This is a genomic window from Acinetobacter sp. AG1 (assembly GCF_001005525.1).
GTDB lineage: Bacteria > Pseudomonadota > Gammaproteobacteria > Pseudomonadales > Moraxellaceae > Acinetobacter > Acinetobacter modestus.
On the sequence record NZ_LBMZ01000077.1, the window covers coordinates 1 to 16,984 of the forward strand.

A 16,984-nucleotide genomic window follows, 5' to 3' on the forward strand; every position below is an offset into this window, starting at 1 on the left:
AAACTATTATTATTTAATTTTTATAACGAAATTTAAATAACTATAAATCTATGCTTATTGATATACTTTTATAATGCCTTCCATAAGAACTTAGCGCGTTATGTTTATAAAACAAATCATTTCTACTTTAATTTTTGCTACCTTTCCTATTTATTGTTTTGCTCAACTTCCACAAGATGCAAGGCATGCAGGTGGTATAGCCGTCATTCCACTTTCATCAACGACTACCCAAGTTTTCTATGAGAAAAAACCGATTCTAATTGCACAAGAAGGAACTCAACGATACGCTATTTTTGGAATTCCTCTTTCTACACCATTAGGAACGTTAAGCCTAACAACTAATGCTATGCCCATACAGATTGAAATACTGCCATATCAATATGCTGAACAGCACCTCAATGTAAAGAACCAAGACTATGTTAATCCGAATCAAAATCAACTTGATCGATATGCTTCGGAAGCAAAAGAACAAAATGAGATTTATAATTCCTTCAGTCAAAGCCATTGGACTAAATTTCCAACTTTTATTCCACCAACAGTAGGCAAGTTTAGTAACTCATTTGGACGCAAACGTTTTTTTAATAATGAAGAACGCGCCCCACATTCAGGTCTAGACATTCCAGCACCAATTGGCCAAAAAATTGTAGCGCCAGCAGATGGAATTGTCGTTCAAATTGGTGATTATTTTTTCAATGGTAAGACTGTTTTGATTGATCACGGTCAAGGTTTAATCAGTATGTTCTGCCATCTCAGTAAAATTGAGGTTTCAAAGGGGCAACACATTACTCAAGGTGAACTTTTAGGTTTAGTTGGAAATACAGGTCGAGTGACTGGTCCACACCTTCACTGGGGAATGAGTTTAAATGATGCACGGGTAGACCCACAATTATTACTGAAATAAAAACTATGTCGATAAAAAAAGTGATCTAAACAAATAGATCACTTTTTAGTTAAACTTAATAATTAAGTATTAATCAGCTTCTACAATTTCAAAGCCGTGTGTGATTTCCACACCACCATCAGACAACATTTTGCTCGCAGAACAATATTTTTCTGCTGAAAGCTCAACTGCTTTTTCAACTTGCTTAGCTTTAACAGCTTTACCGGTTACCACGAAATGTAAGTGAATTTTTGTAAACACCGCAGGAATAGAATCAGCTCTCTCCGCTTTTAACTGGCATACAACATCGGTCACATCTTGGCGTGATTTCTTTAAAATAGTCACAATATCAAACGAAGCACACCCACCAAGTCCCATTAAAATCAACTCCATAGGACGTGGTCCACGGTTTTCACCACCATACTCAGCAGAACCATCCATCACTACACTGTGACCACTTTCTGATTTCGCTTCAAAAGCAACATTCTCTAACCAATGTACACTTGTTTGCATTGCAACTACCCGAAAAACGTTATAAATTTACTCTAGTTCTTGTACACTAACATAAAATGAGTTGATAAGGAATTTCATCTCTTCTGTGTAGAAAAGGCTCCATGGGGCCTGTGCGATCGGTTTTATCCAAATTCGGAAATTTTAAGCATGACTTCAAATTTTTCACATCTTAGCACTGATGCTTTGTCTCCAGGTCAATTACCTGAATCAGTTAAAGCATTGCTAAAACGTGCTCATATTAATAGATACCCTAAACGCACCACGATTGTTGACGCTGGAACGGAATCAAAATCACTGTATTTAATATTAAAAGGTTCAGTGTCAATCATATTACGTGAAGATGATGAGCGTGAGATTGTTGTTGCATATCTCAATCCTGGTGATTTCTTTGGTGAAATGGGGCTGTTTGAAAATAACCCTCAACGTACCGCAGAAGTACGTACTCGAGATGTTTGCGAAATTGCAGAAATCTCATATGAAAATTTCCACGAACTAAGCAAGCAATACCCTGACCTGAGCTATGCTGTATTTGCTCAGCTTGTTCGCCGTCTGAAGAATACAACACGTAAAGTCACTGACTTAGCATTTATCGATGTATCTGGTCGTATTGCTCGTTGTTTAATTGACTTATCTGCGCAGCCTGAGGCAATGATTCTACCAAATGGTCGTCAGATTCGTATTACACGTCAAGAAATTGGTCGTATTGTGGGTTGTTCACGTGAAATGGTTGGTCGTGTTTTAAAAACACTTGAAGATCAAGGCATGATTCAAACTGATGGTAAAGCAATTTTAATTTTCGATACTTCTTTAGATGATAACGCATTTTCTGAAGATGAATTTGATGATGAGGATTAATCCCCCTCTAGCTTTAAGCTAATTTCAAAGCCAGTGCAAACCACTGGCTTTAATTTTATCCAGATAAAGCTAAACTATTTAGCTTTTCATCAATTCTGCTTACATAATTACTATGATTATAGAGATAATCAGAATATAAAGCCTTTCGAACTTTTTTTATAATTCTTGTTAATCATGGGTATATTTATAAGATACTGATTTGGAGCAAATAAGTATGAAAAAATTGGCTTTAAGCCTTTGTGCAATGACTGTAATAACGATTTCAGGTTGTGCATCATTTGCAGATATGGCAGGTGCTGACAGTGCCACATTAAATGCTCAGTCTGCTCAAAGCTTTGCAAAGATGACACAGGAAGCTCGTGCCAAGAATCAATTGGATATGAGCTCTAGTACTTATCAACGTATTAATTCAGTATTTTTGCGCTTAAAACCGTATGCTGACCAAATGAACCAAACCGGTCAACGTTTTGATTGGCAGTTAGCAGTACTAAAATCAGATACTGTAAATGCCTATGTAGCGCCAGGTGGGAAAGTCGTTTTCTATACGGGTATTGTGAATAAGCTGAATTTGACCAATGATGAAATCGCAGCAATTATGGGACACGAAATGACCCATGCCTTAGAAGAGCATGCCAAAAGTAAAATTGGTGCACAAGCACTTACAAACTTAGCGATTGGTATTGGTACGACTTATGCGGGTGCGAATATTGGTGAAGCAGGTAATGCGGCAATTGCTTTAGGTAGTCAAATTGGTATTGGTTTACCATATTCTCGTAATTTAGAAAGTCGCGCTGATTTTGGTGGATTAATGCTGATGGCCAAAGCGGGATATAATCCAAATGCAGCAATTAGTCTTTGGGAAAAAATGGATCGTCTAGATGGTGCTGGTGGTGCATCATTCTTATCAACTCACCCATCAAATAGTCAACGTATTGGTGATATGCGTAAAAATTTACCTGCTGCTCTGGCAGTTTATAATAAACGTCGTTAATTTAGCCAAAGCCATTAGATCTCATTTTAGAGATTTAATGGCATATCCTTTAGCTGTCTTATATACAAAAACTCTAATTTATCTCAGCAATTTTTGAATCCGTTTCAACAGTCTGATTAATCCCTATCAGCTTTTGAATTTTCCCCGTTTGCGGAGCAATCACAGGGACCTCCATTTTCATTGCTTCCATAATTGCAATTGCCTCACCTTGGTGTACATGATCATTTTCTTGAACTTTCCATACGGTGATTACACCACTAATCGGTGCTAAGACATTATTATTACTTGGGTTATGATCAGAATCATTTGGTTTCTGATTTGGTGGTTGTGTCCCAACTAAACTAAAAAATCCATTTGGTAAGCCAATCTGATGCAACTTTCCATCTATTTCAATTGGATAACGTTGTAATTCAGCTTGATTGCTCAGTTTACTACGTGAATAGTGAGGATAATCATGGCGACTATCTTGTTCAATCCAACGTGTATGTACTTTAAATTCATCAATAAAGTCAGCATCTGACAAGATCGCACGATGAAATGGCAATACTGAAGCAATGCCCTCTATTTCAAAATGGGCAAGCGCCCTTTTAGCCCGTTGAATTGCAATCTTGCGAGTTGCACCAGTCACAATTAATTTCGCAATTAAAGAATCAAAATGACTTGAAACAACACTTCCAGTCATCACTCCCGTATCAAGACGAATACCAATTCCTGATGGTGGGTGAAAACGAGTAAGCTGTCCAAATGCTGGGATGAAACCACGTGCTGGATCTTCCGCATTAATTCGGAACTCAATTGCATGTCCTATTGGTTTTGGCATTTCTTGAATCGAAAGTGGTTGACCTAAAGCAATTCGAATTTGTTCGACAACCAAGTCTAGACCCGTAGTTTGTTCAGTAACTGTGTGCTCGACTTGTAGACGTGTATTAACCTCTAAGAATGAAAGTTGACCCTTTTGGCTAAGTAAATATTCGACTGTACCTGCTCCGATATAATCAGCAGCGCGGCAAATTGCAATAGCAGATTGCACTAACTGAGCTTCAATATGCTCATTGATAAATGGCGCAGGGGCTTCCTCGACTAGCTTTTGATTACGGCGTTGTAAAGAACAGTCTCTCGTTCCTACGACGACAATATGTCCCTGTTGATCAGCAATAATTTGTGCTTCCAAATGCCGCGGCTTATCTAGATATTGTTCAACAAAACATTCTCCTCGACCAAAAGCAGCGAATGCTTCTCGCACAGCCGATTCATATAAATCGGCGACTTCATTCAATTGCCAAGCAACTTTTAAACCACGTCCACCACCGCCATAAGCAGCTTTTATCGCAATCGGCAGACCATACTGTTTCGCAAAATCCAAGGCTTCTTGAGCTGATTGAAGTGGTTGTTCAGTACCATGAACCAAAGGTGCATTTACCGACTGTGCAATCTTACGCGCTTGTATTTTGTCACCAAGTTTATGGATAGTTTCAGGAGATGGTCCAACCAAAATCAGCCCCGCATCCATCACAGCTTGGGCAAATTCGGCACGTTCTGATAAAAAACCATAACCAGGATGAATCATGGTCACTTGGGCTTTATATGCAATATCAATAATTTTATTGATATCTAAATAAGTTTGCTGTGCTGTTTGTCCTGATAATGCCCAAGCTTCGTCTGCAAGTTGAACATGCAAACTGGCAATATCATCATCTGCATAAATAGCCACTGATGTAATATCCATATCCTTACAAGCGTGAATAATGCGTACAGCAATTTCTCCACGATTCGCAATCAGTAGCTTATGTTTCTTATGCATCTTTTTTTACATCCATGAAATCAGAAATTTTACGAAATTGAATATGGCAACCAGCAGGAATCTGTGCAATTAAGTCCAAATGATATAAGGCAACTGCTGCGATCACAGGATAACCACCTGTAATAGGATGATCATTCATAAATAATACAGGCTGACCATTTGGAGGAATTTGCAAAGCACCTGTACAACAACCTTCGCTCGGTAATTCTTGCTCGAATTGTCGCGTTAAAGGCTGATCACCCACTAATTTCAATCCAATTCGATTACTCTCTGTGCTCACTAACCAAGTTTGTTTAAACAATAAATCAAGGCTTTCTTCGGCAAACCAATCTGTACGTGGCCCTAACACAAGATCTATCTCAATAATCTCATCTCGTTTAGGTAATTTAATCGGTATTATATTTAAGCTGACAGGCTGCGTTTTTAATTGGGCAGAATAAATCTCATCACCCACTTGAATTGGTTTTGTACCCAATTCAGCCAAAGAGTCATAACTGGCACTTTTTAGTACTTGCTTAACGGCGATACCGCCACGTAGCGCAATATAATTACGAATGCCTGCGGTAGGTACAGCAATATAAATTTCATCGCCATAATCTAAAGCGATTGGCTGGTACATCATCACTTTGACTTTATTCGAACCTATATAACTCACCCAGACTTCCGTTTCAGCACCTGTCACAGCCATAACCGTCGGTTCCAAAACTTGTAATCGCACTCCACCATTTAAAACTTCTATGACGGCTGCATTCTTTGGATTACCAACAATTAAGTTTGCCTGACGAAATGCCTTTTGATCCATAGCACCTGCCCGCCCCACGCCTAGCTCAGCTAAATTTTTACGTCCTTCATCTTGAATCAATACTTGTAAGCCACTATTTTTAACGCGTAACACGGCAGGTTTTTCAATCAACTTTTCTTGAGAAAATGTCTGAGCAGGCACACTAATTTGGGTTGGATTATGACTATCATCCTTGAAGATAACATGATCGCTCGGCATTAATAAAGCAGGCTGTTGTCGATGAATATCCCACAATATCTCATCAGTCTGTCCAATCAACTGCCATCCGCCCGGACTATCTTGAGGATAAATACCGCTATATTCGCCTGCTAGCCCTACAGCACCTGCGCTAACTTTTTTACGTGGTGTTGCTAAGCGTGGAATACTCCCAAATACTTGCTCAGGATTGGTCAGATAAGCAAAACCGGGAGCAAAACCAACAAATGCAACTTGCCAATAAGAGTTGGTATGTTTCCGAATGACTTGGTCTGTACTCATTCCTAAATATTCAGCCACATTATTTAAATCAATCCCGTTATAGCGCACACCGATAACGATTTCCTTCCCTTGAAGCAAAGTATTCGGATTAATTTTTTGGCTTGAAATCCATTGGATCAGTATATGCATCTCGACCAATAACGGATCAAAATAAATCAGTATGCTACGTGCCGCAGGAATAAGTTCTTTTATATGAGGATGCTGTGCTTGTTTTAAGCAGTAATGAACCGCCATTGTTTCTTCTAAACTTTCAAACTCAATCAAAAAACAATCTAAATTAACGGATAGAAATCGCATAAATAGCTCGTTTAAAACATTTAAAATTCACTTAAGCACTAAAAGCACGAACTTCAATTTGATTTTCTAACAATACTTGGCGAATCTTTTCTGCCATTTGTACCGCCCCAAAGGTATCACCATGCAAACAAATGGTATCTGCCTGAATCGCTGTGAAATCCCCTTCAATCGACTCAATACCACCGTTCTGAATCATGCTCAGTACACGTTGAGCTACGACTTCTGCATCATGTAAAACAGCACCTTCTAAACGGCGTGAAACTAGTTCACCATTACGATGATAAGCACGATCAGCAAACGCTTCAGAAATAACACCAACTCCCTGCTCACGAGCAAAATTAATTAATGGTGAACCCGCCAATGCAACTAACACTAATTTTTTATCTAAATGCTGTATTGCATCAATCACTGCTTGAGCTTGAGTTAAATTGGTGGCAATTGTGTTATATAAGGCACCATGTGGTTTGACGTAAGTCACTTTTGTTCCAGCGACTTGAGCTAACCCTTGCAGCGCTGAGATTTGATAAAGCACATCTGCATATAATTCATCATAAGATACATCCATATTACGGCGACCAAAACCAACCCGATCTGGATACGAAACATGCGCTCCCACACTGACATTTTGAGCAGCAGCTTGTTTTAAGGTATTTAACATATTGACAGGATCGCCTGCATGAAAACCGCATGCAATATTGGCACTACTCACAATCGCAAGAATCTGTTCATCATTCCCCATTTTCCAAGCACCATAGCTTTCGCCTAAGTCGCTGTTTAAATCAATATGCATATATAAACCTAATGCTGATTTTATGATCCGATAATTGAGTAATATATTCGAAGTGATTACAAAATCACATATTTATCAACACCCATGAACGATGATCTACGATCCAACTGATTGTTATATAGTGAAGAATATAATAATAAGCTTTAAAAATAATTATTGAGCAACAAGCGTTAGAATATGCTTTTTGTGAGTTTTTGCTGAAACCATAATCTGAGCTTCAAAATTAACCTCTCTGACATCAAATTTCATTGAAAGTGAATGCCCTAAATAAATAATTTCAGATAGTTCAAAACGATGAAAATCGATACCGTGATGAATTTGCTTAGAAAGAGCCTTAAATACACTTTCCTTTGCAGAAAAGATCAATGTAGCCGCTATTTCTTGACTTATTCCATTTGCAGTCAATAGCTGAAGTTCTCTTGCAGAATAAACTTTACCCTCTATTCCTAATAAATCTGTCTTTGTCATGATCGGCTCGATATCAATTCCGACCAAGCGAAGTGTTTTTGATGATGTAACTGCACACACCGCAATCGTTTGGCTATGCGTCAATGTGCCAGTCAAGTCATTGGGAAATATCGGTTCTTTGCGCCTACCAATCGTCACTTGCTCCAAGCACAGTTTTTCAGGCATTGCAGCCAATGCCAATTTCGCCACATAGCGCCCTGCTAAAAACTCACTTTGCCGAACAGTAGAATAGGCTTGTAACTGAGTTGGAAGCAGAATCGAAAGTTCATCAAAAAGCTTCAGATCAAAGTGTTGCTGATTAAATTCACAATATGCCAAATACAAGTTAGAACATGGTGCGTAAAGCAACTTATGGGTTTTTATAAACTGATTTGGAAGCGCACAACGAATATAAGAATTCACAAAATGATTCAGCACGATGTCAATCTCAAATGATTGATCGGAATGGATCAGGGCAGAGATTCCCCCTGATCAATTACATTTTATTTGCTCAGTTCAACCATCGCTTTCACCAACTTAGAAATCCCTTGGAAGATATCCTTTAAGCTAGCGTGATCATCCATATAAGCTGGTGTTGTAACCAAGCGATGTGTCGTATCTACAACACAATCATTGGTTTCACAAACCTGATGCACAGCACCCGTTTTTTCAATTTCTGCTGCCGTTCCCGCATCATGACCAATGGTCAATGTTGGCTTGAGATTACCAAACGTCAGTGCCAATAATGCAGGAGAAATACAAATCGCACCGATTGGTTTATTGCTGGCTTTAAAATCTTGCAGCACAGCAATTACTGATTGCTCTACTTCACCCGCTGAACCGTTAAAAGCAAAGCTCGATAGATTCTTTGCAACGCCAAAACCACCAGGAATCAGCAGTCCATCAAACTGTTCTGGATCCAATTCAGTGATCGGACTAATTTTACCACGTGCAATTCGACCAGCTTCTTCGATTACATTTCTGCTTGCAGATGGGTCTGGTTCACCTGTTAGATGATTCACTACGTGAAATTGCTGAATATCAGGTGCAAAAATAGTGTATTCAATACCTTCAATATCCAATGCCAATAGCGTTAAAACAGATTCTCGAATTTCTGCACCATCTAAATAACCACAACCTGAGAGAATAACCGCTACTTTTTTCATATTCATTCCTTAATTTTCTTAATGATGTGTAACAAACAAATAATAAATTTATCGATTCAATCTTAATATATCTGAATACGTCATAAATTATCTTTAATCGAGCATTTTGGTTTTACGGATTTCTCGTGGGGTCATACCAAAGAGTAGTTTAAACTGTTCAGTAAATCGAGATTGAGATTGATAACCACATTGTTCTGCGATATTACCAATATGGAATTGTGTGGTTTGTAATAAATGCAGACCATAACCTAAGCGTGCTCGATTACGAATATCTTGAATATTATTTCCTTCACTTTTAAGCTTACGCCTTAATGTCGAAGCACTCATAAATAAATTAGAAGCAATTAAATCCACAGGCCACTCACAAGAAACATCATTCGAGATCATTGATTGAACTTTCTCACTTAAGCTTGGAGGCTCAACAATATTGCAAACATCTGTGTAACCAGAGTGATAAATAATCTCTAGTATTTCTTTTTTTCTCAGCCTCATTACTTGAGAGGGTGCAATGGATGAGAATTCCATAAATTGGCACAGTGCGCTAGCGAGAATAGGGTTGATTTCACCCTGAAAATATTTCTGATACGGCGCAGGAGTTTTAGGGAGTTCAGAAAAATCTTCGTGTTCAAAATCAATCAATACCGCGAAATATTCTTCTTGAATTGGGATATTACGCATATCTATTCGAGGGCTATTTGATAAAAATACAAAGCTCCCTGACAGACATTCGACCGAACCAGACTTACCCAATTGTTTGGTACCACTTAATATAAAAATGAGTAATGGCTTTATAATCGGGACATTGGTAATCATCTGTTCTTTATGAGATGAATAAACTGAAAAAGGTAATTGTGATTGGTTTTTAATTGCTTTTTTAGCAACTACAATAATATTATCCATAATTAAGCGTTCTGGGTATAAGCGAACTCTTCCCACTTATATCCAAAAACTCTACCCCTAATATTAAATTAATGTCCCATAAATAAATTTAAAGTTTTTAAAAATCGATATGATAATTAAAACCTAAAGCCAAATTCTTTTGATGATGACCATTATCTAGATCGATGTAAGTTCCCAATACATACAGCTCCCCACCTTTAATCCAATTATAGAAAGCACCTAATGTTAAACTTTGACCATCTCCAGAATAACGTGAACCATTGATCAATTTAAAATCTGCATTCGACACATGCCCAATTGCAGCAGCAACCCGACCAAAATTGGCAATCGGCTTTTGAACAGAGAGATTCAAATATTCATCTTTACCAGAACGCATCGTATTAATGTGTTCATAAGAAGAAGACCACTGCCAATCATCAACCTTTTTACGATAATACAATCTGGTTGCATTTTTATTATTGCTCCCATTCGCAACCGTTGGCTTTTCACCTAGATCAACATATTGGATTCCCAACACATCTGCTTCATGACTATATTCTAGACCAAAGTGTATATCACCATTAGAATTTGTACCAGTATAACCAAGATTCGCCTTTAGGTTATTCATTTTAGGGGAATAATAGAAAATACTATCATTGGTAAAACCCCGAGTCATACTCGAAAAACCAAAGCTATTTGCGGCAAACGTTGTTCCAGCAGGCGTATCCCAAAATGGGTCTCCTTGTTTACCTGCTAGTTTATAAGCAGTATTCATCTTGCCTACTTCAAGCGAGCCATACTCTGGGTCACTAATCGAATAACTACTGATAATTTTATCGGCATCAATAAAATGCTCACCCATAAAATCAATTGCTGTATGGTAGCTATACTTGAATGTTGTTGTGCCACATTTTAATAAGACTGAACCACCTACTCTCGATGCATTATTCGACGTCTTTCTATATGCATCTTCACCCGATAAATTATCTACATCAAAATAACCAAGTGCATAAGCCAAACGTAAATTAAGCTTATAATCTGGTTCACACGATGGGCTTGCAAATGCAGAAACAGGCAATACTAAAAGTAAAACTAGCGTTAAAGTTTTCATATATTTCCTTTGCATAAAGCTTAGGCGAGAAAATCACTTTTCTCGCCTAATTTTTTATATGCCTCGATGCTGATAGTGGTCATCTAATATCATGTTTGTTTCTAAGGTCTCAGGCTGTAAAATTGCCTTTTCAACAATAGCAATCACTTCATTGAGGTCTTGCGCAGCCATAATTTCTGCCATAGAAAATGATACTTTTTTTCCAGGTAATGAAAATTCAGACTCAAGGGCATTTACAAATCGAACAATACCCAGTGATGCGAGTCCATTATCATTCAGGCTAAGTTCTCTATTCACCTCAAGCCCAGAGATTTTTTCAGCAGCTTCTAACACTACTCCTGCAGTATCTAAAACAGGTCTGCTATCGTCTGTACCGCTGCCCACCGATTTGATTCGTTGAATAATCATTGCGACCAAATTTCGGAGCAAGGTATCCACTGGCTGAATTAACTTTGCAAAAATAACAACTAAGCCAACTACATAGAAATATTCATACCATTCGACTGGAACTGGTTCAGGACTAAACCAGTAGAAACTTTTGCGATAATCCCACCAGTTCCACCATTCACCACCACGTGTGGCCGCGTAGTACCATTGCCCAACCATTTGATGAAATAGGAAACATGCATAAGCGGTTGGTGCAAGGAATTGGAATGGGCTCATTCTTAACAGTCTGGCAGTAAAGCCCTTACCTGTACTGAGTGCAAAAATCCAAAGTAAAGTCAGTGGAGCAAATGAACGACTATAGATTTCATCCCAAATACGATTGGTTATTGAAGGATCAGCATAACTATTTGCGGCTTCAGGTCTCATGAAATAAGCGTCTACAGGAACTTGGGTTACTTCAGGACCAAAGTGGGTATAGCCTTGAGTAATATGTGCAATACTGACACAGATGATAATGAGTGTAATCACATCAGCAACATAGCCCCAAATATGCGAACGTTTTTGCTCAGTCGGTCGAATGGCATCGTATAGAAATGCGGCACACATACCAACCAAGAAATATACCATCCAGAAAGGTGCAAACAGATAGAAGCCTAAGCCCATCGCATTTTCTTGACCCGCCACTGCAACCTGAGCCGCTGTAGGTATTGAACGTAATCCCGTCTCAGGGTCAAATAAACCATATCCAACAAAATCGACAACAAACCCGTACCAGAATCCCATTAGGATCACAACATTCGTCGTTAATCCAATCCCTATATACATGATGATTTTCTTAGCATTACCACGTTGCTTATACAAAGCATTGTAAATCATCGGAAATATAACGAGACACTGGAAATACATCGAAATAAACCACAGGTAAAAACCAATAAACCAGCTCGCTCCCCATAATGGCGTTGCTTGTAAACCTGTTGCATGAATTCCAAATGATAAAATGACATTGCCTAGCCAAGACCCTTCAATCCATGGCGTTCCCTGACAATATGACGCAGTACTTTCGTGGACTAAGGGCCCCCAACTAAAACTAGGTATAAACGTTGATGAATGACAGCTTACAAATAAATTCCCCATCGCAAAAATAATCGCTAATGCATACAATGGATACATCACCGCCACTCTTGCTTTTATAAAAGCGAATTTATTCTGAATAATTGCAGGCATGAGAATAGCAAGAGAAAAACCAGCTAATATAAAGAAGCTGTTCACGTGCCATTGGAACTGACGTAAATTATTAAATGCTTCCCATGAGTTATTCGCACCAATATGCATGAACATGACATAACATGCCAAAATAAATCTGAAGCCAGCAATCGTCTCCCAATCTACTTTTGGCTTGTCAAAGCGGTTCATATTTAAAGCGAGTTCACTGGTATTTTTAGTGGCGACTTTTTTCTCTTTGCGTTTTGAAGTTGTCGCTATATTTTGTTGATTAGCGGAAGGCTGAGCCGTTATACCTAGCGATTCAGCCATGATATTTCGCTTATATTTTTTACTATTCGTCATTGGTAAATCATTTTTATCAACGACTCGCCAAATCGAAGGGATCTTATGTGCTGAGACTCCGCGTTTGAGTAAGAAGGAGCGTAATTCATTTACCCACTTACTTTGATTTTCCAAACTAAATGCTGGATCAGATGAAACGATTGCACACCCGACCTCTTCACCATAAGTTTCAGATGGCACAGGGAAACATATCGCGATATCAATACTCGAATGACTGGTTAAATTGTCTTCTATTTCAGCAGGTGCAATCTGCTCACCGCCCCTTTTGATTAACTCTTTCAGTCGACCTTCTAAGCTTAAATGACCAAAAGCATCCATCTGTCCCAAGTCACCCGTTAAAAACCAAGTGCGGATTTCACCCGATTGAGGCAATGGCATTAAGAATCGAGATTTATTATTTGCTTGAGGATTTTCTTTATAACCAGAAAAAACCGTATCACCTGAAATCGCAATTTCACCAGCAACACCAAAAGGTTGAGGTTTAAGAGTGACTGGATCAACGATTGCCAATGATGCAATTAATGGCACGCCAACAGAACTCGCCTTAACCGCCCAGCTCATTTCTGTCTGAGCAGGCTGCGAAATAGGCATCAGTTCAGACATACTATACGTTGGTAAAACTGGGCAATCGTAGGTCTTGATGAGTGCCAATCGGTCTTCTTCTTTGAGTGCAGATGCACCCGAGCGAATCAAGCGTAGGTTGTGTTCAGACCATACACCATCATGATCTAAATACTTTTCTCGATTTTCATGAAGATAACGTAAAGTTGCGAGCTGAATCGTGGGTACAGCTGAATACCATGTTGGTTTCGGATTAGATTGTACCAATGCTTCAGCCATAAGTTGTGGGTTATATAAACCTTCACATGTGATCGCTGCACCAACAGATAAACTTGCCAAAATCGAAGCAGATATACCACCAATATGATCCAACGGCATCACACTATAGGTCACATCAAACTCATTAATTCCAATACTATCCGCTAAAATCGTGCTGTTTAGAACCAAATCTTTTTGCTTGAGTGGCACAACCTTTGGCATAGACGTCGTGCCAGAAGTTCTGAGTAAAAGGCAGTCATCATGTGCTTGAGTGATTAATTCTGGCTGATTTTCATACCCATCTAAGCAATTTTTAAATTTAAATAAACCTGGATGCTGGGATGAAAGTAGGCTGACATGATGTAAGGATTTATTGTTACTTTGACAATATTCTTCACAAGCTGCAATGACATTTTTGGCATTCACACATTCAAATAAAATAACATGCTCGACTTGAAGTTGTTTTAATGCAGATAAGGCTTCAGCCTGTGTCATTGTGGTAGAAAGCGGAACAGCACATGCCTGAGCTGCGATAGTCAGGAAAGCAACAGCACCTTCTGCACTACCGCCAGAAGGCGCCATATATGCAACGATCTGCCCACTTTTAACTCCTACTCGTCTGAGATCACCCTCTCCCCCTGAACGAATAAATGAAAGTAAATCCCCATAAGTGGTACATATTTGGTTATTTTGCTCTCTAGCAAGCCTAAACAAAGCAGATGATTGGGCTCGTCTTTCCAATAATTCTATAATTGTGGTTGCTTGTCCTTCAGAATGAATCGAAACATGAGCGACTTGCACTTCTGTATCAATTCTTCTAGAACTGAATTTACACGAAGCTTGTTCAGTGCTTTCCGTTCTCTGGCTTGCTGATGAAATGCCTGCTATACAATGTTTTATTTCATCCTTAATCGGTTTTGCGATCGTACTACTAATTTCATGATCACTATCCAAATAAAAAATTTGAGTATTCGGATTTTTATCATGTAGTACCAATGATTCGGACCACGGTTTTAGAGCATCATGTTGTCCAATTAAATGTATGGCTTGATTTTGATTATATTCCTCAGCACATTCTGGTAAACCTGCAAGCTTTCTCATCTCCGATAGTGGAATGGCAGCACCTGCACAGGCATAAATAGACGTTTTAAAAGGAATATTAGAATTTATACTGAACTGAGTTTCCCTACCCATGTAGCTTTGAACTGCATCAAGTAATGCAGGATCATTCGGTAAATTATTTACCAAGCTAGCAATGTATCCTCCTTGACTAAACCCATAAATTGCATCAAAAGGTCCATGTATTTCAATAGCCAACAAAACACTTTCTATCGCACAACAAATACTCTGCAATAACGCTCGATGATCTAAATTTTCCCAATCAGATTTAGGCGCTAGCCATGAATACCAAGGTCCTTCAACCAATCCAGTCAATTCAGATAAGCGAATATCTGGAGACTTAACTTGGATGGTGCCATTAAGATAAGTGATATCATAATCTTGGTCATTAAGTTCTAAATTCTGAAGTTGTAGTTTGGTAATTATTTTATTACTACCATTTCCATGAAGGGCTAAGATTTTTCGCTGCATTTTCGGTGTTTGGTTTTCTTGAGCAGACATGTTATTTTCCTTCGTTTAAGAAACATGTATTGCGAATAAGATTCAACAACCTCCTGAGCTACATGTTCAATAGCTCAAGAAGCTATTGAGATGTTTTATCGTTTATATAGCGCTTCTATTGTACTTGATGCCAATGAATGGGCTTTGACCATATAACCTGTTAACGCCCCAGATGCATCAGCAGGTAATTCCAGTTTCTTTGAAAGTGCATACACTGTGAATTGATAGCGATGTGCGCCATGACCTTGAGGTGGACACGCTCCCCCAAATCCTTTTTGACCATAATCATTGGTCACATCAATCACATCTTTATAATTGAGCTTGCCATTACCAGATGGAATTGAAGTCACTTCAGCAGGGATATTCACCACTTGCCAGTGCCACCAACCACTACCCGTCGGCGCATCTGGATCATAAGCCATGATCGCATACGCTTGCGTCCCTGCTGGAGCACCACTCCATGACAACTGTGGAGATTTATTTTCGCCTGAACAGCCAAAACCTTGGAATTCGAACGTATTTTTCATGAATGCGCCATGCGCAATATCTGTACTTTTTAATTTGAATTCGTCAGCATGTGTGAATCCAGCAGTTAACCCGATCAAAGGCAGCATGAGTTTTAAAATAGATTTGTACATTAGTATCTCTGTTTATGGAAAACAGGGTGATCTTAATGTTTTTAGTTCGTTTGAATTCTCTCTAATGCGCCATGTTTTCGCCTAAACAAATCATATCTTGACTAAATACAGACAATTTACCAATACTTCTGTCAATAAAGGCTAAACAATTTACATCTAGATAAATTAATTAAATTTCATGCTCACTAGAGCAAAATTGGATATGGTTAGCGATACTGGTATAGCCACATTTTGTCTATTCCGTTACCTTTCAACTAATTATTTGCGTTTTTATTTTGTTTAAATGAGGCAATAAAATTCAATCGACTTGTTTTATGGTGATACGCTTTTCACATATCATGAGATTCACTGTAATTTCACTTTAAAGAATAAGTAAAAAGTGCTGCACTTTCGTTAAATTAGACTACTCGTATTGTTCTCATTTAGCTGAACAATCTTTTAGCAAAGCATTTTAGTTTTATCTCATTGGTTTCAAGTTATAAGTACCACGCCCCAAATCAATAATTCTTACCTTTCAGTAATATAAATATTTTGATAATCGGAGTTCTGTGCTTTTAACCATACTTTAGGTGGATTGAAATGGTGGTCAATCATCAACCGTTTCACCGTAAAATCATTATCAATCAAAGCAATCACAATATCTCCCGACTTTGCTGCAAGACTGCGAACCACAACTAAAGGATCGTCAATATCAATCCCGACATCTAACATTGAAAGTGAGTTTGCTTTAACAATAAAGGTAGAGTTTTCGTTACGAATTAAATATTAATTTAAATCCAAAGCTTGATCAACGTGGCTTTGCGCGGGTGATGCAGCACCTGCTGCTACACGTTCTGTTGCCAATGGAATACGATACACTCGATTATTCTTAGCTTGTACATTCTTAACGTTTAATGTTGATGACAAATCTGAACGTATATTAGTTTTGACATTATTCAGTAACCA

The 16,984-nt window shown here is 38.5% G+C and carries 13 protein-coding genes and 1 pseudogene; 3 read left to right on the forward strand and 11 right to left on the reverse strand.

Annotated features, from left to right (window positions below):
• Positions 1–100 precede the first annotated feature (100 nt).
• A complete protein-coding gene (locus tag AAV96_RS01985) occupies positions 101–901 on the forward strand; it encodes a M23 family metallopeptidase (RefSeq protein ID WP_046738113.1) in 801 nt (266 codons plus the stop codon).
• Between the two features lie 69 nt (positions 902–970).
• Here the strand turns inward: AAV96_RS01985 and AAV96_RS01990 are convergent, their stop codons facing one another.
• Positions 971–1,393, reverse strand: a complete 423-nt coding sequence (locus AAV96_RS01990) for an OsmC family protein (protein WP_046738114.1) — start codon at positions 1,391–1,393, stop codon at positions 971–973.
• A gap of 147 nt (positions 1,394–1,540) precedes the next feature.
• Between AAV96_RS01990 and crp the strand changes: the two genes are divergently transcribed.
• Together crp and AAV96_RS02000 are read left to right on the forward strand one after the other, a co-directional pair.
• Positions 1,541–2,248 (forward strand): cAMP-activated global transcriptional regulator CRP, encoded by a 708-nt coding sequence (gene crp, locus AAV96_RS01995; protein WP_004662603.1) that lies wholly within the window; start codon positions 1,541–1,543, stop codon positions 2,246–2,248.
• Positions 2,249–2,462: 214 nt separating this feature from the next.
• Complete coding sequence (locus AAV96_RS02000) at positions 2,463–3,239, forward strand: M48 family metallopeptidase (protein ID WP_004662605.1); 777 nt, start codon at positions 2,463–2,465, stop codon at positions 3,237–3,239.
• Positions 3,240–3,312: 73 nt separating this feature from the next.
• Here AAV96_RS02000 and AAV96_RS02005 read toward each other — a convergent pair whose 3' ends face one another.
• The 10 genes and pseudogenes from AAV96_RS02005 to AAV96_RS02050 form a co-directional block, all read right to left on the reverse strand.
• Positions 3,313–5,040 (reverse strand): acetyl/propionyl/methylcrotonyl-CoA carboxylase subunit alpha, encoded by a 1,728-nt coding sequence (locus AAV96_RS02005; RefSeq protein WP_046738115.1) that lies wholly within the window; start codon positions 5,038–5,040, stop codon positions 3,313–3,315.
• A complete protein-coding gene (locus AAV96_RS02010) occupies positions 5,033–6,616 on the reverse strand; it encodes a 5-oxoprolinase/urea amidolyase family protein (protein ID WP_046738116.1) in 1,584 nt (527 codons plus the stop codon). The genes AAV96_RS02005 and AAV96_RS02010 overlap by 8 nt, the downstream gene beginning before the upstream one ends.
• Positions 6,617–6,647: 31 nt before the next feature.
• Positions 6,648–7,406: a LamB/YcsF family protein gene (locus AAV96_RS02015; protein WP_046738117.1), complete on the reverse strand. Its 759-nt coding sequence runs from the start codon at positions 7,404–7,406 to the stop codon at positions 6,648–6,650.
• 153 nt (positions 7,407–7,559) lie between these two features.
• A complete protein-coding gene (locus tag AAV96_RS02020; RefSeq protein WP_155857117.1) occupies positions 7,560–8,276 on the reverse strand; it encodes a 4'-phosphopantetheinyl transferase family protein in 717 nt (238 codons plus the stop codon).
• 80 nt (positions 8,277–8,356) lie between these two features.
• A complete protein-coding gene (gene elbB, locus AAV96_RS02025; protein WP_046738119.1) occupies positions 8,357–9,019 on the reverse strand; it encodes an isoprenoid biosynthesis glyoxalase ElbB in 663 nt (220 codons plus the stop codon).
• Positions 9,020–9,112: 93 nt separating this feature from the next.
• The gene (locus tag AAV96_RS02030; protein WP_046738120.1) at positions 9,113–9,919 is read right to left on the reverse strand and encodes an AraC family transcriptional regulator; all 807 of its coding nucleotides are present in this window, start codon (positions 9,917–9,919) and stop codon (positions 9,113–9,115) included.
• A 97-nt stretch (positions 9,920–10,016) separates the two neighbouring features.
• On the reverse strand, positions 10,017–11,009 hold the full coding sequence (locus AAV96_RS02035) for a porin (protein ID WP_046738121.1): 993 nt from the start codon (positions 11,007–11,009) through the stop codon (positions 10,017–10,019).
• A gap of 54 nt (positions 11,010–11,063) precedes the next feature.
• Positions 11,064–15,401 carry an AMP-binding protein gene (locus tag AAV96_RS02040; RefSeq protein WP_046738122.1) on the reverse strand — a complete coding sequence of 1,446 codons (4,338 nt, stop codon included), beginning with the start codon at positions 15,399–15,401 and terminating at the stop codon, positions 11,064–11,066.
• Positions 15,402–15,496: 95 nt separating this feature from the next.
• The gene (locus AAV96_RS02045) at positions 15,497–16,039 is read right to left on the reverse strand and encodes a YbhB/YbcL family Raf kinase inhibitor-like protein (protein WP_046738123.1); all 543 of its coding nucleotides are present in this window, start codon (positions 16,037–16,039) and stop codon (positions 15,497–15,499) included.
• 507 nt (positions 16,040–16,546) lie between these two features.
• Positions 16,547–16,984: pseudogene (locus AAV96_RS02050) on the reverse strand (LexA family protein); the annotation flags it as partial.